General features: G+C 42.1%; 20 protein-coding genes and 1 pseudogene. 12 read left to right on the top strand and 9 right to left on the bottom strand.

From position 1 onward, the window contains the following. Positions 1 to 104 precede the first annotated feature (104 nt). Positions 105 to 797 carry a two-component system response regulator RppA gene (gene rppA / locus VB775_RS19345; RefSeq protein WP_281008148.1) on the top strand — a complete coding sequence of 231 codons (693 nt, stop codon included), beginning with the start codon at positions 105 to 107 and terminating at the stop codon, positions 795 to 797. A gap of 371 nt (positions 798 to 1,168) precedes the next feature. Here rppA and VB775_RS19340 read toward each other — a convergent pair whose 3' ends face one another. From VB775_RS19340 to VB775_RS19330, 3 genes are read right to left on the bottom strand one after another with little or no spacing between them, the layout of a single operon-like run. Then, positions 1,169 to 2,221, bottom strand: coding sequence for a M23 family metallopeptidase (locus VB775_RS19340; RefSeq protein ID WP_281008147.1), 1,053 nt, complete (start codon positions 2,219 to 2,221; stop codon positions 1,169 to 1,171). A 9-nt stretch (positions 2,222 to 2,230) separates the two neighbouring features. Next, positions 2,231 to 2,983, bottom strand: coding sequence for a biotin--[acetyl-CoA-carboxylase] ligase (locus tag VB775_RS19335; protein WP_281008146.1), 753 nt, complete (start codon positions 2,981 to 2,983; stop codon positions 2,231 to 2,233). Positions 2,984 to 2,995: 12 nt separating this feature from the next. Beyond that, positions 2,996 to 3,139 carry a hypothetical protein gene (locus VB775_RS19330; protein WP_281008145.1) on the bottom strand — a complete coding sequence of 48 codons (144 nt, stop codon included), beginning with the start codon at positions 3,137 to 3,139 and terminating at the stop codon, positions 2,996 to 2,998. 443 nt (positions 3,140 to 3,582) lie between these two features. Between VB775_RS19330 and VB775_RS19325 the strand changes: the two genes are divergently transcribed. The 6 genes from VB775_RS19325 (at position 3,583) to VB775_RS19300 (ending at position 8,430) form a co-directional block, all read left to right on the top strand. After that, a complete protein-coding gene (locus VB775_RS19325; protein WP_281008144.1) occupies positions 3,583 to 4,443 on the top strand; it encodes a phycobilisome linker polypeptide in 861 nt (286 codons plus the stop codon). 103 nt (positions 4,444 to 4,546) lie between these two features. Beyond that, positions 4,547 to 5,299: a phycobilisome rod-core linker polypeptide gene (locus tag VB775_RS19320; protein ID WP_281008143.1), complete on the top strand. Its 753-nt coding sequence runs from the start codon at positions 4,547 to 4,549 to the stop codon at positions 5,297 to 5,299. A gap of 220 nt (positions 5,300 to 5,519) precedes the next feature. Further along, positions 5,520 to 6,710, top strand: coding sequence for a phycobilisome linker polypeptide (locus VB775_RS19315; protein ID WP_281008142.1), 1,191 nt, complete (start codon positions 5,520 to 5,522; stop codon positions 6,708 to 6,710). A gap of 11 nt (positions 6,711 to 6,721) precedes the next feature. Further along, on the top strand, positions 6,722 to 7,264 hold the full coding sequence (locus tag VB775_RS19310) for a phycobiliprotein lyase (protein WP_281008141.1): 543 nt from the start codon (positions 6,722 to 6,724) through the stop codon (positions 7,262 to 7,264). Between the two features lie 214 nt (positions 7,265 to 7,478). Continuing rightward, positions 7,479 to 8,087: a chromophore lyase CpcT/CpeT gene (locus VB775_RS19305; protein WP_281008140.1), complete on the top strand. Its 609-nt coding sequence runs from the start codon at positions 7,479 to 7,481 to the stop codon at positions 8,085 to 8,087. After that, the gene (locus tag VB775_RS19300) at positions 8,065 to 8,430 is read left to right on the top strand and encodes a CpeR family transcriptional regulator (protein ID WP_281008139.1); all 366 of its coding nucleotides are present in this window, start codon (positions 8,065 to 8,067) and stop codon (positions 8,428 to 8,430) included. Before VB775_RS19305 ends, VB775_RS19300 begins: the two co-directional genes overlap by 23 nt. 82 nt (positions 8,431 to 8,512) lie before the next feature. Here the strand turns inward: VB775_RS19300 and clpX are convergent, their stop codons facing one another. The 4 genes from clpX to VB775_RS19280 all read right to left on the bottom strand — a co-directional run bounded on the left by clpX (position 8,513) and on the right by VB775_RS19280 (position 12,799). Then, the gene (gene clpX / locus VB775_RS19295; protein ID WP_281008138.1) at positions 8,513 to 9,850 is read right to left on the bottom strand and encodes an ATP-dependent protease ATP-binding subunit ClpX; all 1,338 of its coding nucleotides are present in this window, start codon (positions 9,848 to 9,850) and stop codon (positions 8,513 to 8,515) included. A gap of 17 nt (positions 9,851 to 9,867) precedes the next feature. Further along, the gene (clpP, locus tag VB775_RS19290) at positions 9,868 to 10,539 is read right to left on the bottom strand and encodes an ATP-dependent Clp endopeptidase proteolytic subunit ClpP (RefSeq protein ID WP_281009366.1); all 672 of its coding nucleotides are present in this window, start codon (positions 10,537 to 10,539) and stop codon (positions 9,868 to 9,870) included. A gap of 194 nt (positions 10,540 to 10,733) precedes the next feature. Continuing rightward, entirely contained in the window at positions 10,734 to 12,143 is a 1,410-nt protein-coding gene (gene tig / locus VB775_RS19285) for a trigger factor (protein ID WP_281008137.1), read from the bottom strand. Positions 12,144 to 12,388: 245 nt separating this feature from the next. Then, complete coding sequence (locus VB775_RS19280; protein ID WP_281008136.1) at positions 12,389 to 12,799, bottom strand: FHA domain-containing protein; 411 nt, start codon at positions 12,797 to 12,799, stop codon at positions 12,389 to 12,391. A 174-nt stretch (positions 12,800 to 12,973) separates the two neighbouring features. On the opposite strand from VB775_RS19280, the gene VB775_RS19275 reads away from it, so the two are divergent. Further along, complete coding sequence (locus VB775_RS19275) at positions 12,974 to 14,065, top strand: NAD(P)/FAD-dependent oxidoreductase (RefSeq protein ID WP_281008135.1); 1,092 nt, start codon at positions 12,974 to 12,976, stop codon at positions 14,063 to 14,065. A 419-nt stretch (positions 14,066 to 14,484) separates the two neighbouring features. Here the strand turns inward: VB775_RS19275 and VB775_RS19270 are convergent, their stop codons facing one another. Beyond that, positions 14,485 to 15,435 carry a tetratricopeptide repeat protein gene (locus tag VB775_RS19270; RefSeq protein ID WP_281008134.1) on the bottom strand — a complete coding sequence of 317 codons (951 nt, stop codon included), beginning with the start codon at positions 15,433 to 15,435 and terminating at the stop codon, positions 14,485 to 14,487. Between the two features lie 229 nt (positions 15,436 to 15,664). Here VB775_RS19270 and VB775_RS19265 point away from each other — a divergent pair, with 229 nt between their 5' ends. Beyond that, positions 15,665 to 17,197 carry a family 10 glycosylhydrolase gene (locus VB775_RS19265; RefSeq protein WP_281008133.1) on the top strand — a complete coding sequence of 511 codons (1,533 nt, stop codon included), beginning with the start codon at positions 15,665 to 15,667 and terminating at the stop codon, positions 17,195 to 17,197. A gap of 124 nt (positions 17,198 to 17,321) precedes the next feature. Here the strand turns inward: VB775_RS19265 and VB775_RS19260 are convergent, their stop codons facing one another. Further along, complete coding sequence (locus tag VB775_RS19260) at positions 17,322 to 18,806, bottom strand: hypothetical protein (protein WP_281008132.1); 1,485 nt, start codon at positions 18,804 to 18,806, stop codon at positions 17,322 to 17,324. Positions 18,807 to 19,304: 498 nt separating this feature from the next. On the opposite strand from VB775_RS19260, the pseudogene VB775_RS19255 reads away from it, so the two are divergent. The 3 genes and pseudogenes from VB775_RS19255 to VB775_RS19245 form a co-directional block, all read left to right on the top strand. Continuing rightward, positions 19,305 to 19,754, top strand: a pseudogene (locus VB775_RS19255) (IS982 family transposase); the annotation flags it as partial. Next, the gene (locus VB775_RS19250) at positions 19,754 to 19,894 is read left to right on the top strand and encodes a hypothetical protein (protein WP_281008130.1); all 141 of its coding nucleotides are present in this window, start codon (positions 19,754 to 19,756) and stop codon (positions 19,892 to 19,894) included. The pseudogene VB775_RS19255 and the gene VB775_RS19250, both read left to right, overlap by 1 nt. Positions 19,895 to 20,033: 139 nt before the next feature. Then, positions 20,034 to 20,720 (top strand): pentapeptide repeat-containing protein, encoded by a 687-nt coding sequence (locus VB775_RS19245; protein ID WP_281008129.1) that lies wholly within the window; start codon positions 20,034 to 20,036, stop codon positions 20,718 to 20,720. Positions 20,721 to 20,815 lie beyond the last annotated feature (95 nt).

Here is a 20,815-nt window from a genome sequence, read left to right as displayed (position 1 = left end):
ATCAAAACCCAAAAGATGAGTGGCGGCGCAAAGCGCCGCCACTCATCTTTTGGGTTTTATGTCCTAAGCAAAACTTACATTGCTATAGACTGTAAATAAAAAACATGAAAGTTTTACTCGTTGAAGATGAAGTTGATTTAGGGACTGCAATTCAACGTAGTCTCAAGCAAGAGAAATATGTGGTTGATTGGGCTCAAAATGGCAAAGAAGCATGGAACTATCTCGATTGCCAACCTACAGAATATACTGTGGCAATTTTGGACTGGATGTTACCGCAGCTTTCAGGATTAGAATTATGTAGACGATTACGCAAAAATCAAAATCCTCTTCCTGTCATTCTTCTCACGGCAAAAGATCGAATAGAAGATCGTGTTCAAGGACTAGATGCAGGAGCCGATGACTATCTCATAAAACCCTTTGGGATGTTAGAGTTATTGGCTAGATTGAGGGCTTTGCAAAGGCGATCGCCACAAATTCAAGCCACACAGTTAAAAGTTGCCAATCTCGTTCTTGATTACAATACTTGTACGATCGCTGCCCATGACATTAATGGGAAACACCAAATTATTCAACTGACGGCTAAAGAGTTTCAGCTTTTAGAGTATTTTATGCGGCATCCTCATCAAATTTTGACCCGCGATCAGATTCTGAGTCGGCTATGGGAAATGCAAGCAGAACCAGAAAGTAACGTGGTTGCTGCCCAAGTCAGACTGTTGCGGCGACGATTGGCGGAATATGGACAGGAAAAACTAATTGAAACTGTTTATGGTTTGGGTTATCGGTTTAATGTCAATTAATGGTGTTTTATAGCAGTGTAAGTTTTGCTTATGACATAAAACCAAAAAGGTGAGTGGCGGCGCTTCACGCCGCCACTCACCTTTTTGGTTTTGATTTGTCCTATCTATCTCTTGCGTTGCTATACAAACCCTTACTGGGTTTGTTTTTTAATTCAATGTAAGTTCGACGAAAGCGAAAAATGGTAAGAATCGCTAAGCGATTCTTACCATTTTTTGCCATTTGCGGCGTGCTTTGCACGCCGCAAATGGCTATATCGAACTCACGTTTAGATAGGGTTCGCGCAGCAAACCCATCTAAGAGCCAAAACATTAAAAGCCTCGCTTCGCGAGGCTTTTAATGTTTTGGCTAGCCTATCCCGAACTCACGTTACTTAAGCTTTATTTGTCGATTTAGGTGATTGGGCGAGATATTTTTGTAACTGCTCCATGGCAAGCAGCAACTGCGGCGTAGGGTCGATCGCCACTAGTCCCTCTTGCATCTTTTGCCAAATCTCAAAATGCAGGTGGGGGCCAGTAGACATACCCGTACTGCCAACTAAACCAATAACATTGCCCTGCTTGATCTCTTGCCCCGGCTTGACCAAGACTTCAGACAAGTGAGCGTACCTTGTTTCATGGGTATCACCGTGGGAAATTACCACAATTAAGCCATAGCCTCCGAGCCAACCCGCGATTTCCACGCGACCACTAAAGGCGGCGACGACAGGTGTACCTTCAGGAGCCGCTAAGTCTGTACCTTGATGAAAGCGGACTTGCCCTGTAACAGGATGCACGCGAGTCCCAAATATTGAACTAATTACCGATGGAGCGACTAAGGGGAACAACATTTGCTTGTCACCATTGCTTGGCAAGCTCATCGCGGCAATTTCCTGCTCCGTTAGGCGGCGCACTTGTACAGCCGTGTCACCCGAAGCCGCAGCATAGAGGACTTTGCCATTTTGGTAATAGTTCTGGGAATTCTGAGCATTATTTTTAGAGGCGATCGCTTCAGGATTACAAAGATCAGCATTGCGCTCTAAAAGGCTACTAGCCTTGAATTTGCAACCAGTGGATCGATTTTCTAAGACAATTTCGACGGGTTGCCCGACTGGTTGCGATCGCTTGACTGCTGCTTTTGGGGTGGGGTTAGCAGATTCAATGTTAACTTGCACAGAGTCTCGATTCCCCACATTACTTACAGGCTGATTAGCTGGAGCCGAGTTATTAACATTGCGATCGCTTTGAATCTCAATGGTGTTCGGTGCAGGAGCAATCTCAGGTTGAGGCTGTGCTTGAGGGGACTGCTCAGAAGGTTGAGTAACTGCGATATCAGGGGAAATAGCCGATTTGGTTGCGGCGTATGCTGAGCCAACTAGAAAGTAGTTATTTGTGGAGAGGCAGAGCAGGGTAGCCAGTGTGATCGTGGAGATTGTTGATTTTCGCATATTTTAATTCTACTGATAGCCGACAGAAAAAGTTTGAGGCTGATAGATTGCGTCTTGGGAATTGCCCTCCCATCTTACTACCAGTTCGCCTGTTGGTCTAATGTCGATTATTTGCCCTTGAAGTTCCCGCCCATTAATCATTTGACGCACATTTTTATCGCTAAGCATCTCCAAATATTCCGCCAAAATGCCCATAATTCCTTCGCGATCGCTTCGAGTTTGACCTAGCTCAATACCTTTTAGCACCACCTCGATCAGTTCATCCATGCTTGACAAAGTAGTTGGCAATTCTCCCAAGGCGATCGCGCCTTCAGGCACATCATTTGTCCAATTAATGCCGATCCCCACCACTGCATAAAGAATTTTGTCACCTTCGATTCTTGTCTCGGTGAGAATACCTCCCAATTTGCGGCGATCAATTAAGAGATCATTGAGCCATTTGAGCTTGACATTTGCCCCCGTTTCACTAAGGGCTTTGGCTATGCCCCAAGCTGACCAAAGCGTAATTTGGTGAGCATTTACGGCGGCAACATTGGGCTGCAAAATTACTGACATAAATAATCCACCCAAATCTGACTGCCAACTATGACCACGTTGCCCCCTCCCTTTGGTCTGACGTTTGGCAATGATCACAGTATGGCAATCACTCCCATGGGGGTGACTGCCGTTTTGGACTTCGACAGAATTGAGGCGATCGATTAAGCGCCATGCTTCACTATTAGTGGACTCAATTTCTTCGTAACGGATAATCTGAAAATTCAAGGCAATTCCTGACTATGAAGAAGCTTTAGTCTCAAAGTATAAAAGATCGGTAAACACTGCACCAGCAAGTAACAGCAACTTTTCGTCAGCAGTCAATTTCGCATCGATAAATCGTACCCGCTTCTGGGCTGCCATCATGTTTGTGGGTTTGATCAATTAACTTCAGTTCTTAACTTTTTCCGCCATTTGCGGCGTGCAAAGCACGCCACAAATGGCTATACCGAACTCACGTTATCTTAAGAAAAATTAAAAAACAAGAATTGATTGGTGGCGCGAAGCCCCACCAATCAATTCTTGTTTTTTATGTCCTCAGAGACTTGGCAACAGCCATAAAAATACTAATTACATAAATATCGACCGTGATTGATTGTGTAAATATTGTGCAGACATGAGTAAAATTCACAAATCTTGATATTTAAGTTTACGTACTTGTAAGAGAATCGATTATAACAAAGCGTATAAATTGCGCTTTACTCATTTTTTATTCAGGTTTTAGGCGTAAGGTTAAGCAATGCTGAGCTTGAAATCTAAAATCTGCGTAATCACTATTGAAATACTTTTAATACATATTCTTTCGTTAAATCAGGAGATATTGTCTAATGCCTTTTGGACCAGCTTCACGCTTGGGTGTCAGCCTATTTGATGAAACTCCTCCCATTGAATCAGTTAATGGTCTTTCTTCGGAAGGGCTAGAAACTATTATCAATGCGGTTTATCGTCAAGTACTAGGTAACGCCTATGTAATGGAGAGCGAAAGACTCAGCGTTCCTGAATCCCAATTCAAGCGTGGCGAATTAAGCGTCCGTGAATTTGTAAGGGCAGTTGCCAAATCTGACCTCTACCGTTCCCGCTTCTTTACTAACGCTGCACGTTATCGCACAACTGAACTCAACTTCCGTCATTTGCTTGGTCGCGCACCAATCGATTATGCTGAAGTGCGTAGCCATAGCGATATCCTTGATGCTAAAGGATTTGAGGCTGATATCGACTCCTATATCGACAGTGATGAATACCAAACTACCTTTGGTGAAAACATTGTTCCTTATATTCGTGGCTATAAGACTGAAGCTATTACCAACTTGGTACAGTTCACCCACACTTTTGAATTAGTTCGTGGAGCCTCAAGCAGCAGCTTGAAAGGTGATTTGGCAGGCAATAGCCCCAAACTAAATTCACTAATCATCAACTCCACTCCCACGGCTGTCATTCCTTCAACTGGTGATAGTGGAACCTTCCGTACTCCTGCTGATGCACCACTTACCCGTCGTGGTTCCTTTGGTACTCCTAGCAGCAAGGTTTACCGTATCGAAGTTACTGGCTACCGTGCCAAATCTGTTAACAGTATTTCCAAGTTCCGTCGAAGCAACAAAGTCTATTTGGTGCCTTTCGACCAACTTTCCCAAGAATACCAACGCATTCATCAACAAGGCGGCGTAATCGCTAGTATTACTGCTGTTTAGTTTTTTATTCGCTAGAGAACGCTTAGTGTGATCTAGCGAAGTTCATTAAATTTTTTTATTAAAACAACCTCATTAACCATTTTCACTACAGAGAAAATTTATTATGGCAACTTTATTAGCTGCTCTTGAACTGCAACCTAACAGCAGTGCCGAAGAATTGGAAACAATTATTCGCAATGTTTACAAACAAGTTTTAGGCAATCCTCACGTCATGGAAAGTGAGCGTTTGTTGTCGGCAGAATCAAGATTATGCGATCGCTCAATTTCAGTTCGTGAGTTTGTTCGCATCGTCGCAAAATCTGACTTCTATCGCGATCGCTATTTCACCTCTTGCGCTCCTTACCGCTTCGTTGAACTCAATTTCTTGCATCTACTAGGTCGCGCTCCACAGGATCAACGTGAAGTATCTGAGCATATCGTGCGAACTGTTGCTGAAGGCTATGATGCTGAGATTGATTCCTTCATTGATAGCGATGAATATCAAGCAGCCTTTGGTGAAAATGTTGTTCCTTACAATCGTGGTAAAGATAGTGCTAACAATGCCTATCAAGTTGGCTACAATCGTATTTTTTCACTTGATCGTGGTGCAGCCCAGTCTGATAGTGCTGTGCAATCTTCACAGTTAGTTTATGAAGTGGCAACCAACAGCAGCAAAGCCATTAAGCCTTCAAGTGCCACTGTAATTGGTTCTGGCACTGAAAAACGCTTCAAGATCTTGGTATCTGGTTCCAAGTTTGACACTCGCCGCCGTGTTAGCTCCACTGAGTACATCGTCTCTAAGAGCAACATGACTGCTCAAATCCAAAGGATTAACCGTACCTCTGGCAAAATCGTTAGCATTACGGAAATTGCTTAAGAATTAAGCAATTAGAAGAATAGCTATGGCATTCTTTTGCCAGTAGAGAGTGGTAAGTACTTGACCCAAATGTTACAAAAGATTACTAAGCAGTCTTTTGTAACATTTGGGACATAAAAAAACTGATTTTCAGAGACGTTTTTACGGAATACTTATACGGATCATTTAAAAATGTTTTGATATGTGGTCGCATAATTGCGATCGCTAGGATGAGTTTTACATGAAAAGTATAGATATTAATTCCGCTAACCCAAACTTAAGCGTTGATCCAAACCACCGTATCACCATTGAGTTTACAGGCGGTAATCAAGCCATCAAGATGCAAAGTGCTAGGTGTACAGTCACAGTTCCCTATAGCTCCCTTTCTAAAAGGTTGCAATCAATCCAGCGCTTTGGTGGCAAGATTACAAATATATCTATTCAAGGATTTCAGCCTAACTTGCCCACGGTTGAACCTGTGATTGCATTTGTCGAAGAAAATAAGGCTAATGTCGAAGCAACTCCTGCGATCGCAATCGAACAAGCTGTTACGACTCCTTTAGAAATTCATTCAGAGCATACTGTGGAAAGCACTGTACAAAGTGTTACTGAAGATACCTCTGAGATAGTTTCTGAGTCTATACCTGAAATTAAGCTTGAACATATATCAGAACCAATTTTAGAAAATATTCCTACAGTTATTCTTGACGACACTCCTGAAATCAATTCTGAAAACACTTCAGAAGCAGCAGTATCTACTTCTAAACCTAAAAAGGTTCTCTCTGAAACAACAGCTAAACCTAAAAAGTCAAGGGCTTCTACTAAGACTGGACATGGTTTTAGTAAAAAGGAGCCTAGTACTCCAAGGAAAGAGCCAGTAGCGATCGCTGAGGTAGTTACAGAGCAAGCTCCTGTTGTGGAAATTATTTCCGAATCTATCTCAACCAATCAAAATCCTGTCGCCGAACCAACTGTCAAAGCCAAAAAATCGCGCACTTCTACTAAGACTAGTAATAGTATTAGCAAGAAAGAGTCTAGCCATCAAGGGCAAGAACCAGCGATCGCTGAGGTAGTTGCTGCGCCAGAACCCGCCGTAGAGATTGTTCCAGAAATCACTATAGAGCCAATCCCAGAGACAGTTGTAGAGACTGCTGCAAAATTTAGTCCTGAGCAAGATACCAACCACCTTCCCGAAACCTCTTCTGAGCAAATTTCTGACATCATTCTTAATGGCCTAAAAGAAACCGTTAAGAATGATGTTGAAGCAAGTCTACCAGTCACAGCAGTAGAGCCTTCAATTGAATCATCCGAAGTGGCTACACCATTATCTAAATCGAAAAAGACCAAAACCTCTAGTAAATCAGGTAATGGTTTTAACAAGCCCAAAAGTGATCTTCAAGTACCGCGATCGCCACGGAAACCCAAAAGTTAGTTAAAAAGTTAATGGATATTCAGGATTTTGTAGAGAACTCGATCGGGCATTGGCGCTCACAGCGTAGTGCTCATCATTTAGCATTCGGTCATTTTGAGGCTGTTCAGTCGGAGATTGATATTACTTCACTTTCCACCGAAGCCACCGAAGTGATCGAACTCTGCAAAATCTACAATATCGATCCGCAAACGGTGGCATCACCATTTCGGATGAGTTGGGAAGGTCAATCTGACTGGGAAGATAGCGAAGCAATTAAAGGTAATTGCGTCTTAATCCCAGTCCCTGACCCTGTACAGCCTAGGAGAGGAAAACTCCTCCGTGAACGAGGCTATGCAGAGGAAGTTGCGGCAATTGGGGAATATCACTTTACTGATGATGGTACGTTTGTGCTCATCACTGCTTACGATCGTGTAGCAGCCGAAGAAAAAATCTGGTTTGTTAATCCTAATGTGCGCTGTCGAGTATCGCTAATCAAAACCAGTGCAGGTACGGGTTTAGTCACGGCTTCTTTCTCTTCAGAGATTCGCCAAAAGTCTCAAGAATCGGATATGTAGTGTTAGACATTGTTAACATTGCTTCCTTAAATCTGGAGACTAAGATTTACAGCAATTTGCAATCCAATAAACCACAAGCTTTTTAGAAGAAGTCTTGCTTTGCATTACTGATCAATAAAAGTTTGGATTTCACTTAGGCGCACAGTGTTGTAAGTGATGTTTTGCATCATCAATTCTCATCCTGAAATCTAAAGATTAACCAATATCTCCGAAAATGATGGATAAAGCTGAAGTGACATCAAATGATTTGCTCACCCTTGCTCGTTGGATGGCAGGAGATTTTAGCAACTATAAACAAGCATCGGCTAGCCCTAAAGATTTTGCCCATATCCATGTTTTCTTTCGTCCTTTGCCTTTTGACTTCTTCTCTGGGATCGGACTCTATTCAGAACAGGTTTACGATTACGATCTATGGACTCCTTACCGTCAAGGAGTTCATCGCTTAGTTAATCGCGACAATCATATTTATATTGAGAACTTCAGTCTCAAAAATGCCATGTTTTATGCTGGCTCAGGACGTAATTTAGACATTCTCAATACTATTTCGCCTGATGTGATTGAGCGTCGCCATAACTGCTCAATGGTATTTAGAAGAGAAGGCGATCGCTTCTTTGGAGAGGTAGAAGGGAATAGCTGCTTTATCGAGAAAAATGGCTGTCAAACCTATCTCGATAGCTATGTCGAAATCACCGAAACGACTTGGGCGAGTCTCGATAAAGGGATGGATGTTCATACCCATCAACAGGTATGGGGTTCTACCACTGGTCCATTAAAATTTGAAAAACAGGAGAGCTTTGCCCATGAAGTCCCAACTGTCTTATAAACTTCCTGCGATCAATTTAGAGTCAAATGAAGCTAAAATGCTCCCACCAGAAGCTCAAAAAAAGATGCAATGTTGGATTCGCAGTCGCCACCTAATTTGTTCAGGAAACTTCTTTGTATTTGAAAGTGTTGACTACAGTGCCGTAGAAAGATTTTCTGAATGCGTTATAGCACTTGGTGGTACAGTTATTTCTGTCGATCCAGTCGATAAAATTTGGATGGGCGATCATCGTCAAGTACTTCTCTATCGTTCCAAAGCTAGTTTGCATACACCTCATCATCAACTAAAGCAATATTGGATTAAGTATGGGAATTTTCGCACTAGATTTGATGCACAAACATAGTGAAAAAGCTAAAAATGGAGTTGCCATTTTTAGCTTTTAAAATCCCTAGAAAGAACATGCTACGCTTGTTTTTTTGAGTTTTCTACGCTGATTCAGGTTTAGGCATTGAAGCTGGATGCTGCAAAATCTCCGCCGTAGATAGTTTTTCCACCATGTCACGAGTAATTAGACATTTGGTGACATCCTTGCGTGAAGGCAACTCATACATCATGTCTAGCATCAACTGCTCGACGATACCGCGCAAAGCTCTCGCCCCTGTTTTCCGACGATAGGCTTCCTTGGCGATCGCCTGAACTGCATCAGACTGAAACTCAAGCTGGACATTATCCATTTTCAAGAGTTTTTGGTACTGTTTGATCAAGGCACTCCGAGGCTCAGTCAAAATTGCCATCAGCGCTTTTTCATCAAGCGGATCAAGAACAGCCGTCACAGGAACCCGACCGATAAATTCAGGAATCATCCCAAACTTGACCAGATCATCGGGCTGTAGATTTTTCAAAATCTCCGCAGTCCGCTTTTCGCGAGGAATTGACTCACCCTGCTGCACAAAGCCCATGGACTTCTTGCCAATACGCTGCTCGATCAGTTTCTCCATACCACCGAATGCGCCACCGCAAATAAACAAGATATTTTTGGTGTCAATCTGGATGCAGTCTTGGTAAGGATGCTTGCGTCCACCCTGAGGTGGTACGTTTGCGATCGTGCCTTCGAGCATTTTGAGTAAGGCTTGTTGCACACCTTCTCCCGAAACATCACGCGTAATCGAAGTATTTTCCCCCTTACGTGCAATTTTATCGATTTCATCAATATAAATAATGCCGCGCTGAGCCTCTTCAACATCAAGGTCAGCAACCTGTAAGAGCCTCAGTAAAATATTCTCTACATCTTCACCAACATAGCCCGCCTCAGTAAGCGTGGTAGCATCGGCGACAGCAAAAGGCACATCTAGCATTTCGGCTAGGGTTTGCGCCAAGAGGGTCTTACCACAACCCGTAGGACCGATTAGCAAAATATTTGATTTCTGAAGTTCAACCCCATCTTCAACTTGCCCCTTACTAGCCGACTCGATAAAACTTAGACGCTTGTAGTGGTTATAGACAGCAACCGACAAAACTTTTTTGGCTTCGTCCTGCCCAACTACATTTTCATCAAGATAGCGTTTAATGTCACGGGGTTTAGGGATCTGACTGAGATTAAGATTTGCCGCAGTTTTAGTTTTCCGCTTTTCATTAGCAGGATCTTTACGCTGGGTAGATTGAGGTGGAGCGCTGTTAAACAACTCCTCATCGAGAATTTCGTTGCATAAATCAACGCACTCATCACAAATGTATACCCCTGGTCCTGCAATGAGTTTGCGTACCTGCTCCTGTGACTTACCACAGAAGGAACATTTAAGATGAGAGTCATATTTACTGGGCATAAGCTATCTCGCTGTGGCTAGACTAGGGATAGGACAGATGGCTGGAGGCTGTTGGAATTGGTTAAAACGCGATCAATTAAACCATATTGTTGAGCTTCCGTAGGAGACATAAAGAAATCTCGCTCGGTATCTTGTTCGATCTGTTCGAGAGGTTTGCCTGTGTTAGCTGATAACATTTCGTTAAGCGATCGCTTGATGTACAAGATTTCCCTTGCTTGAATTTCGATATCAACGGCTTGCCCCTGAGCGCCACCAAGAGGTTGGTGAATCATGATCCGTGAATTAGGCAAAGACATACGCTTGCCCTTAGCGCCAGCCGCCAACAAAAATGCGCCCATACTAGCAGCCAAGCCCATACAGATAGTACAAACATCGGGGCGGACATGGTTCATGGTATCAAGAATCGCCATGCCCGCATAGACTGAGCCACCGGGAGAATTGATATAAAGATAAATGTCCTTTTCAGGATCTTCAGCTTCTAAAAATAAAAGCTGCGACATAATCAGGTTAGATGTGGTGTCATCTACTTGCGAACCCAAGAACACGATGCGCTCACGCAGTAAGCGCGAGAAAATATCAAATGCTCTCTCGCCTTTACCCGATTGCTCGACTACCATCGGTACAACCTGATTTTGGGTCGAAGCGATCGCAAATTGATTTGATGCTAATTGACTAGATAAAGAGAACATTCGTTTTAAATTCACCATAATTTTGATGCATGATCTTAGGCAAAACCTGATTAGAAAAGGCTTAATTGGTAAAGCTGGGTTTTGCTATACAGATTTAAGAGTTATTATGCCTCAAAAACAGTATTGGTATCTAGCCATACTATTCTACGCAATTTAAAAGTAAGAGGGGGGCTTTGCCCCCCTCTTACTTTTAATTAAGCTTCTTCAGATGTTGCATCAACAGTTATGGCATCTGCATCAGTCTCTGGTGAGATAGTTTCGATGGCTTCTGGCTCTGGTTTGAGTGAACCTTGCTCGACCAACTCAATCTCAGAATGCTCAATCAACCATTCCACAGCGATCTCAGTCCGCATTTCCTCACGAATCAAGCTAGCTAATCTAGCGGGATCGATATTAGGATCTTTGAGGACTTCCAAGGTGCTAGCAACTCTTTCTTTGAGTGCAGCTTCATCAACCGCAAGCTTTTCCTCTTCAGCAATTTTATCAAGGGCGACTTTACGACGAAGACGGGTTACTGCCTCTGGTTGATTGAGGCGACGCATTTCTTCAACCAATTCCTTGGTAAACAGTTGCTTTGCCATTGCGGGATCGATGCGCTCTTGCAAGTAGCTAGCTTGTTGGCGCACCAAAAAGTCTAGTTCTTGCTGCAAGAGGGTTGCTGGTAGATCCACTTCGAGTTCGGCGGTGAGGGCTTCAAGCACAGCGCGTTCCTTGTTGGCTTGGGTTTTAGACTCAGCCTCATCAATGACACGCTTTTCGAGGAGTTCCCGCAATTCGGAAATCGTCTCTTTGTCGCTGATCGATTGAGCAAACTCATCATCTAGGGCAGGAAGCTCACGACCTTTGATCGATTTGATCGTGACCACATATTTAATTTCCTTACCGACATATTCTTCGGGGTAATATTCTTCAGGAAAAATTGACTCGACTTCAACGACTGAATCAATCTCTGCACCTACAATTGCCTGAACAACTTCAGGAATAAAGGCTTTTTCATCAACATCTAGTTGAAAGTCCGCTTCACCCGCGTCAGGCAATTCTTCGCCAGTGGCACGATCTAGCACTTTAAGATCAACGGTAACAACATCATTGAGGGCGACAGGACGATCCTCTATCGGGACAATCGTGGCTTTGCGAACTTGAAATTCGTTTAGGGTGCGATCGACTTCGGTGAGGTCTGGCTTAATTTCTTCAGCCTTAACCGTGAAGCCTTGATATTTGTTGAGAGTTACTTCTGGCTCAACATCGATCGCCGCTTTAAAGTTTACTTCTTGCCCCGGAGTGAAGGTTTGGACAAGAGTTTCAATATCGGTAATTAGTTGAAAGCCTCCCAAAGCTTTATCTTTGACTTCTTTATTCTCAGCAAGGGCTTCGTTTAAGGTTTTTTCTAGCAACTCTTCAAGGACATTAGCTTTTAGTCGCTGGCTACCAACTTGCCTCAATACAATTTGAGTAGGCGCTTTGCCTTTGCGAAAACCGGGGACTTGCATCGTGCGCGTCAAGTCTTTGACGATGCGATCGTATATTGCTTGAGACTTTGCCCCTTCTACTTGAATGTCAAAACCAATTTGACTAGCGGGAAGCTTCTCTAGAGTGACCTTCATTATTTAAATATGCCTAGATTAAGTACGCCTAGATTGTATATATCTAGAAATCAAAAAACATTTTTTGTGCTTTTGCCAACCTTTGGCAAAACTGTCAGCAAGTGCCAAATTATGCCAAGTCTATGATAATACGATATTGGCGATCGCTTATTTCAAAAAAATCTAAATTAGGTGACACAGTTTTGAACTCGCATCTGTACCAAGTTGTAAACTAAATTACTTAGGGACGCACAGTAAAGAAAAATCTAAATCGCAGAGTCCTTACGTGACATAAAGGTAGGGCGACCATCGCTTGGCTTTGTTGGGGACTTTGGGCTAGTAGCAGCAGCGTGAGAGGAAGGAGACATCGATTCAACCCCATCTAATAAAATTTGTAATTTAGGTCCCGTTGTCGCAAGTCGAATAGTCACCCCATCCTGCACGCGCTCCTTATCAATTTGCTGATCGTTAATATATGTACCGTTTGCGCCAATATTAACTATTTCCCAATAGAGCGAGTGACGATGTAGCTCAACATGGTAGCGCGAGACAACAGAGCTATAAAGAATCACATCATTATCGCCCGATCGCCCAATCCGAATCACAGGCTCAGATACAAATTTCCATGTTTGGATTGGGTTGGATTCGATGGGATGCAGCAAGTTTAGCGTAATCACAGGTTTAATGCAGGATTTTTACAGGATTGGGAAATTTTTGACCACAAATGCTACAGGATTTGCACTTATTTCAAAAGTTTAGCATTGACTTTAATTATGATGACAATCAGATCTTAGAGTAGACAAGGACACTTCGCGCCTTTCGCTACATCTACTGAAAAATTGAAAATATCTATGCAAACTGTCACTATTATTGGCTGCGGTGTGATCGGAGCAATGATTGCCTATGAATTAAGCAAATGCAAAGAGTATGAGCTAAATGTGACAGTTCTAGAGGTAAATGCTGACCCTGCAATGGTATCTACAGGTGCGGCGCTGGGGGTACTGATGGCTGCTTCTGGTTCTAGAGCAAGAGGTGTTTTAGTAAGGTTGCGCTTGTCGAGCTTGAGTAAATACGATCGCCTCATATCTGAGTTAACCGATCAAACAAAACACGACATCCTCTACAACCGCAACGGCATTTTAAATTTGTATCGCTCGCCTGATGCGGAGACAAAATCGCGATCGCTATCTGAGATTCGCCAAAGACAGGGATTTAATTTGCAATGGCTTGATCGCGAACAAATTGCTCAAGAATTCTCACAATGGCAGACCAATGGCGGCTTATTAAGTCCATGTGATCGGGCTGTGCATCCTACACAATTGGTTAATGCCCTAGTCAAAGCCGCAACTCAAAATGGGGTGAAATTTCTTTGGAATGCACCAGTCGAGAATTTAGAAGATATATCTAGCGATCGCATTATTGTTACATCAGGTTTAGGCTCTAATGCCATATTGTCACCATTTCTAAAAAATCATTCTAAATATGCAGGACAAGATCTGATGCAACCAGTTGCTGGTCAAGCATTATTGCTATACATCCCCAATTTAGACCTCAAAAATGTTGTGCATATTGAAAATGAGGATGGCTCCGATCTGAATATTGTGCCGTTAGGTGGCGATCGCTATTGGCTCGGCGCAACCTTAGAGTTTGAACCAAAAGAATTGCCCAACGAGGCGAATGTGTCTTTATTACTAGAACAGGCGATCGCATGGTGTCCTACTTTTGCCAAGGCGGAAGTTTTAGAAACATGGGCAGGCGATCGACCCAGACCAGTTGCCAATCAATCACCAATTTTAGGGTTTGTGCCAGATTATCCTCACATTTTGGTTGCCACAGGTCACTATCGCAATGGTGTACTGATGGCTCCCGTAACAGCACAAATTACCAAAGATTTGCTTTTAACTGGTACAAGCGATCTACCTTGGCGACCTTTTACCCTCTAGTTAACGTCAGTTCGACGAAAGCGAAAAATGGTAAGAATCGCTAAGCGATTCTTACCATTTTTCGCCATTTGCGGCGTGCTTCGCACGCCGCAAATGGCTATATCGAACTCACGTTCTAGTTAACGTCAGTTCGGGATAAGCTACAAAATTTTAGCAGGCAAAACAGTAAAAGCCTCGCGAAGCGAGGCTTTTACTGTTTTGCCTGCTAGAGAGGGTTCGCAGCGCGAACCCTCTCTAGGAGTTAGTTTGAAATTAACCCGAACTGCGATTAACTACACCATAGATTGCGTCTGCACCTTACCGTTGCATGATCGTTTCTAGGGTTGAGTTATAGGCCTCTACATCCGATACCTGATGATCTTCACAAAGTCTGACTATACTTTGAATATAGCAAACGCATTACCTAGCAATATTAGTGTTTATAGCTGGCGCTCTAGAAGTTTACCGAGATATTGTTTTGCTTCGACCCAATTAGGAACAAGATCAACGGCGGATTGAAAACAGGCGATCGCTTCGTCAACCTTGCCAATATTATTGAGGAGAATGCCAAGATTGAAGTAGGGTTGAGCAAAATTTGGATCGATATCGATCGCTTCTTTATAGGCAATAATGGCATCTTTAAATTGATTTTTGCGAATGAAAGCACTGCCTAGATTGCAATGGGCATCAGCATGGGCTGGCTCGATTTGAATAGCACGTTCAAAACTGGAGATAGCTCTATCTACACAATCATCTATTGCAGATTTTTCTGTGTCACTTAGAGAACTAACTTGAAACATCCATGCTACCCCTAGGGCGTTATAATCCTTACTTTGTAGTAGTTCTAAATTACGAGCATTAGCACGTTCATAAACTGTATGTACTGCTTCAGGATCATTCTGACGCATATATATTTGAGCGATCGCTCGATAGCCATCGATACAATCAGGATTGGTAGCTATCGCTCTTTCATAACTAGCCAAAGCTTCTTTTGTCTTGCCTCTCTCTTTGAGGCTATCCCCCAGTTTGCAATGATATTCGGTCAAAAAGCGATCGGGATACAGTTCAAGAGCTTGTTGAAAATGGGTAATCGCAAGTTCTGCCCAACCCATCTTTTGATAAGCATTCCCTAATCCTAATTGGGCTTCTAATGATTGCGGATTGATCTGAATTGCTTTAGTAAAACTCGCGATCGCTTCCATGTCATTTCCTTGCTGTTGATGAACTAATCCAATTCGTTCATGGACAGCAGCCAAATCTGGATTGATTGCTAAGGCTCGTTCATAGTTTTTCAGAGCCAGAGCAATGTTGCCAGACTGGTAATAGCGATTGCCAAACTGTAAATAAGTCTCAGGTGATTCAACGGTTGATGGATTAATAACATCAGTCATGGCGATTAAAGTCTGCTATGGTGTTTGATTTCTGTTACAGTGCTTGGCGCTATGTCAAAAATTTACAGCGCTTTGCGCTCAAACCCAAACCAAGAAAATTTTTGAAAGCGTTGCTTAGCAATGCTTTCAAAAATTTTCTTGTGGTTTGTTTGATCGGTAATTGCTGTAATAACATATTTCCCAAAAACATTACAGCAATTTCATCCCCCATCAATATTGCGGTTCTCCTATGTCAGTCAACATCGCTACTCAATTCTTTTCCCTTATTGTAGGTACTAATTTCTTAGTAGCCATTGTTTTACAACCAGCCTTTGCTCAAGTTGGTGAATATTGTCAATTTGATAAGGATGCGATCGCTACCAAAGAAAATTTGCGGATTGCTGCTTTTCAAGACAAATCTAAAAGTGCAAATTTAGTTGCCACTAAAGAATATCAAGCGATTATGAAGGAGCATAGTCAATCTCTAAATACCTGCCGTCAAAAATCTTGGCTGAAAACTCAAGGGATCTGGCTGCGTTTATATCCCTGTGATTTGCAGTCTGGCAAACTTGACGAAGTGATGGATCGGATTGTGAATAAGGGCTATAACCAAGTATTTATAGAGGTGCTTTCCGATGGCAAGATTCTATTACCACAATCAGAGAATGTAACTGCTTGGAATTCCCTTGTGCAATCAGAGAAGTATAAAAATGCAGATTTATTAAAACTGGCGATCGCTAAAGGTCGAGAACGAGGAATTAAGGTTCATGCATGGATATTTACGATGAATGTGGGAACTGGTTATGGTAGAGGCGTAGATCTTAATGGACTATCAAAATTAACCGTAGCCCGTCAAAATGCGATCGCTCGCAATGCTAATGGTGATAGTACAATTTCCATAGTTGAGAACTTAGGCAAAAACGGTGAAGGTGAAGTTCCCACTAAAGATCAGCTATTTATCGATCCCTACAATTATCAAGCCCAGAGCGATTTGTATTTAGCAGTGAATGAGGTCGTTAAGCGCAAACCTGACGGGGTGGTGTTTGATTATGTGCGTTACAAGCGGGGCGCGGGTGCGTCTTCGGTGGTGAGTAATGTTCGTTATCTATGGATTTATGGACAAGCTTCTTTGCAAGCTTTTCGCGATCGCGCTGAGAATTTTCAGGGTCGGGAAATTATTAATCGTTTTCTCAAACAGGGATATATCACGCCAACAGATCTGCAAGCTGTCAAAAAACTTTACCCACAAGAAACAGAACCTCTCTGGCAAGGTCGCCAACCATCTGAGCAAAAAAATCCTGCGATCGTCTATTGGCAAAGTGAACTCTGGCGATTAGCAGTTGGTCATGCTTTTATCGGTGTGACCTATTATCTTGACACAGTTGCTAAACCTGTTTTCCAGAAAGGCATTCCCGCCAGTATTGCTTTTTTCTCTGATGGTAATCAACCCGTAGGTGCTGGATTTGACTCGCGAATGCAACCTTGGCATTTATTTACCAACGCCTATGAGTGGCAACCAATGGTATATGCGGTTTGTGGCAAGCCAGACTGTATCGTGGCGCAAATTCTAAGGGTTGCGAACTATGCTCCGAGGGGAACCAAGATCGCTCCAATTTTAGTCGGTCAATGGAACGCCACCTTTACAAATCGTCCATCCTTAGAAGTACAAATGCAAGCCATTCGAGCGGCTGTACCTGCGGTTAATTCTATTAGTCATTTTGCCTTTGGTTGGCAAGTAGAAGAAATAGCACTTTCGCGATCGCGCCAAATATGTAAACTTTAAAAAAGATTCGGGCGTATTATTTACAGCACTTTGCACTCAAAAACAAAAGAGTAATGGCGGCGCTTCGCGCCGCCATTACTCTTTTGTTTTTTGATTTGTTCTAAGCATTGATATAGCTTAAGATTTAGTCATCATCATCGTCATCGTCATCGCCACGACGATCATCATCGCGACGATCATCACCTCGGCGGTCATCATCATTGCGATCGCGGCGTTCAAATTTTGCGACTGTGCCAAAACCAGGGATGAGGCGACTAGGTAAGCCCACAAAAACCACTCTCACAACTTGAGTAGAAGTATTGATGGAAGTATTAGTGGAGGTGTTGTTAGAAGTATTAGTGGAGGTATTGCTAGAATTAGCGATCGATGTCAACAAAGCTCTATAGGATACTTCACTAAAATAGTAGAGATTCTTCTTCTGGAAATTGACGAAAACTAGCCTATCTACAGCATTGCCATTGCCGAGAGAGATTGGATCGCTAGAACCTACTTCGGTAGACTTAGATTCTACGTAGTTCAGCAAGCTTTGGTTGTTGACTAGTACAAGCAGGAATTTGCTTTTACCTGAAGCCAAGAACCTTGGATTCAGACCAACTAACTTCAACAATTTTGGATTGTTGACAAGAATGAGAATTGTCTCAGTGCTAGTATTTGGGATAGTGGTTGCACTAGATGGAACAACCAAGTTGCCGCCAGTAATGTCACCCTTGAGAGTAAATGAAGCATTTGGGTTAGCTGTTGCCGTTGTGAGTTTCCCAACCATAGCTGTCTTTGCATCGGTGAAAGTACTAACTCTGCTGGGAATAGAACCAGATGCTAAGCCTGTAGTACGCACTTCATCATCAACAGCAAATAATGGCGATCCATTCAAATTATCAAGAGTTTGAAATGTAAACTTTGTGAGTTGAGCGGTTCCAAAGGGAGTCAACACAGTAGGAATGCTATTGCCAACGGTTGTGCCATCATTAAAGCGAGTGACATCAAACTTCCCACTGGTAATAGGAATAACAACAGTGTTAGCTGGTAACGCCGAGATGTTCGCTGTAGGAACTTGAATAAAAGAGTCTTTTTGAATAGAACCAGTTACTGTTGCGGGCGCTGCTAAAGCTGAGACATCACCAGGCGCAGTTGTATTAACAACTTTACCTTTGATGGTGGTATCAGCATTGGTAAAGTTGGCAGTTGTCCCAGTATCAAAGTTGACAGAGCCAGTGGATTTACCAACAATGTCAAAGTTATTGCCAACAGCTAGATTGGTAGTCCCAGCAGTAGTTCCTGAAAGAGCTGAAATTTGAGCAGTTCCAACTGGTGTTAGTACAGTTACGGCTGTGCTATTAACGTTGTTTGTGGCTGCATTGGTAACGTTTACCGTAAAACTACCACCAGTAATTGGGACTGGGGTCGTTTGAGCCAGTGATGGAGATGCTGCGATCGCTGTTGCACTAAGTGTGATTGCGATCGCCCCCAAATTGAATGTGTAATTCTTGATCCGAGTTAGCATTTTATTGTCCTTCTTGATATTTTTTGTGCGTACTTGAGTAATCCTGAAACTAGGGCTTTGCTTACCAAAAGCTTCAGTTCGACGTAAATAGCTCGGAAGTAGTTCCATGAAAGAACTGATTTCACCCAAGACGACTAGGCTATTTCTATTGTTCCCCCAATTTTCAAAGAATTTTTCCTCAAAATCCAAGAATAAAATAAATCCTAAAAATCGCAAAATAAGCAAAAGGGTATTACAAATCTAAACATATAAAGGTGCGCCCCTGAGGGGCGTACCTTTATATGTTTAGGTAGTTCTTAAGTAGTAATCGTTTTTTTGACAGCCAACGGCTGGCTGTCAAAAAAACGATTTTGGTATTTCCAACGCCGAAGGCGTTGGAAATACCAAAATCGTTTTCATAATGAGAATTACTAAATTAACGTCAGTTCGACGGAGTAGACAAAAGCAAAAGAAAAGCTGAGACTAGGTTTGACAAACTAAAAGCCTCAGCAATATGAACAGTATCGTATCGCACTTGGATATCACGCGAATCTTCTGTGAAGTGGATGATTTCTGCGAAAGCTTTGAAAAACACTGGCAAGAGCAACCAATGTTGCCATCAATGCAGGGAGAAAGGAAAATTTGATTATCAACGACAAAGGGGAATTGCTTGCCTTCAAGCTCACACCAGCCAATGTTGATGACCGACAACCTGTGCCTGAGATGGCTCAAGACCTCTTTGGTCAATTGTTTGGTGACCGTGGTTATATCTCCCAAAAGTTGTTTGAGAAGCTCTATGAACAAGGTTTACAACTGATTACTAAGCGCAAGAAAAATATGAAAAACTGTTTGGTCAAGTTGATTGATAAGATTTTGCTGCGTAAGCGCGCAATTATTGAGTCCGTCAATGATCAACTCAAAAACATTTCTCAGATTGAGCATTCAAGACATCGCAGTTTTTTTAATTTTCTTGTCAACCTTTTAGCTGGGTTGGTTGCTTATACATGTCGAGAGACTAAACCTGCTTTAGATCTTCTTTTCAAAGGCTTACCTGCTCTTCCTCCTGCCATCTTTTAGTGCGTCGAACTCACGTGAATTTAGATGAGAACACCTTGTTGGACTTAAATGAAGATGGTCAGCTTTGCAATATGGCGATCGAACACGCTAAGGAAATGGTTGGTATTCCAGAGATTGACTATCAACAGGTTGCTGTATAGAAATCGCCAATTCAATTCACAGATAAAATTGCCTCTTGCTTGTTGATAGGTTTATGAATATGGCGATCGCTGGCTACTTCATGCCAAATTAATTACAGTTTCGATAAACTAAAACTTAAATCTTTAAAAAATATTTTCCATGGCTAATCAAGAACATCTCAAAATTTTTCGGCAAGGTATAAGTGTCTGGAATCAATGGAGAAAAGAAAATCCAGATTTAAAGCCTGATTTGAGTCATGCAGACTTGAGTGATATAGACTTAAGCAACACCAATATACTTAATGCTGACATGAGCCATGCAGACTTAAGTGAATCTAATTTTAACAACACCAAATTCTTCTCAGTAAATTTGGCAAGTTCTATATTTAAAAACACAAACTTTATAAGGGTTGTTTTTTCAAGAACTAAAGGTTTAGCAAGAGTTGGAGAAATGTATTTTCTTGATAGCATTGATCCAAATAAATGTTTTGATTTTAATAACACTAATTTAAGTTACGCAATTCTGAGAAAGGCTGATTTCTCTGGAACGAGTCTTTCTGAAACTACTATGCATAATGTGAATTTTACAAATGCAAGATTTGTAGATATCAGTATAGAAATTGGCTCTCCTTTTGTTGCCGATAAAGTAGATCTAAGTGGTGCTAATTTTATTGAATGTGATCTTAGAAATTTAGATTTAAAGAGATATTTCTTGAAAGAATGTAATCTTAGTAAATCTGACTTAAGCGGGATGGATTTGAGCAATATCAATTTTGAATTTACAAACTTAAGTAATGCAAAACTTATAAGGGTTAACGCCAATTCAAGGATGAAATGCAACACCTAGAGATCTTTGCGTAAAGGGACTCATAAGGATATTCTGATATTAATCACAATAATTAGGATACCCTCATGAGCTTTGTCCATCTTACCACCACAGAA

The organism is Pseudanabaena sp. CCNP1317 (assembly GCF_034931345.1).
In the GTDB taxonomy this organism is placed as follows: Bacteria; Cyanobacteriota; Cyanobacteriia; order Pseudanabaenales; family Pseudanabaenaceae; genus Pseudanabaena; species Pseudanabaena galeata.
This window is presented reverse-complemented; position numbering and strand designations above follow the sequence as displayed.

Coding starts and splice junctions, on each gene's coding strand:
- rppA (WP_281008148.1), top strand. CDS start 105: ATGAAAGTTTTACTCGTTGAAGATGAAGTTGATTTAGGGACTGCAATT.
- VB775_RS19340 (WP_281008147.1), bottom strand. CDS start 2,221: ATGCGAAAATCAACAATCTCCACGATCACACTGGCTACCCTGCTCTGC.
- VB775_RS19325 (WP_281008144.1), top strand. CDS start 3,583: ATGCCTTTTGGACCAGCTTCACGCTTGGGTGTCAGCCTATTTGATGAA.
- VB775_RS19320 (WP_281008143.1), top strand. CDS start 4,547: ATGGCAACTTTATTAGCTGCTCTTGAACTGCAACCTAACAGCAGTGCC.
- VB775_RS19315 (WP_281008142.1), top strand. CDS start 5,520: ATGAAAAGTATAGATATTAATTCCGCTAACCCAAACTTAAGCGTTGAT.
- VB775_RS19310 (WP_281008141.1), top strand. CDS start 6,722: ATGGATATTCAGGATTTTGTAGAGAACTCGATCGGGCATTGGCGCTCA.
- VB775_RS19305 (WP_281008140.1), top strand. CDS start 7,479: ATGATGGATAAAGCTGAAGTGACATCAAATGATTTGCTCACCCTTGCT.
- VB775_RS19300 (WP_281008139.1), top strand. CDS start 8,065: ATGAAGTCCCAACTGTCTTATAAACTTCCTGCGATCAATTTAGAGTCA.
- clpX (WP_281008138.1), bottom strand. CDS start 9,850: ATGCCCAGTAAATATGACTCTCATCTTAAATGTTCCTTCTGTGGTAAG.
- clpP (WP_281009366.1), bottom strand. CDS start 10,539: ATGTTCTCTTTATCTAGTCAATTAGCATCAAATCAATTTGCGATCGCT.
- tig (WP_281008137.1), bottom strand. CDS start 12,143: ATGAAGGTCACTCTAGAGAAGCTTCCCGCTAGTCAAATTGGTTTTGAC.
- VB775_RS19275 (WP_281008135.1), top strand. CDS start 12,974: ATGCAAACTGTCACTATTATTGGCTGCGGTGTGATCGGAGCAATGATT.
- VB775_RS19270 (WP_281008134.1), bottom strand. CDS start 15,435: ATGACTGATGTTATTAATCCATCAACCGTTGAATCACCTGAGACTTAT.
- VB775_RS19265 (WP_281008133.1), top strand. CDS start 15,665: ATGTCAGTCAACATCGCTACTCAATTCTTTTCCCTTATTGTAGGTACT.
- VB775_RS19260 (WP_281008132.1), bottom strand. CDS start 18,806: ATGGAACTACTTCCGAGCTATTTACGTCGAACTGAAGCTTTTGGTAAG.
- VB775_RS19245 (WP_281008129.1), top strand. CDS start 20,034: ATGGCTAATCAAGAACATCTCAAAATTTTTCGGCAAGGTATAAGTGTC.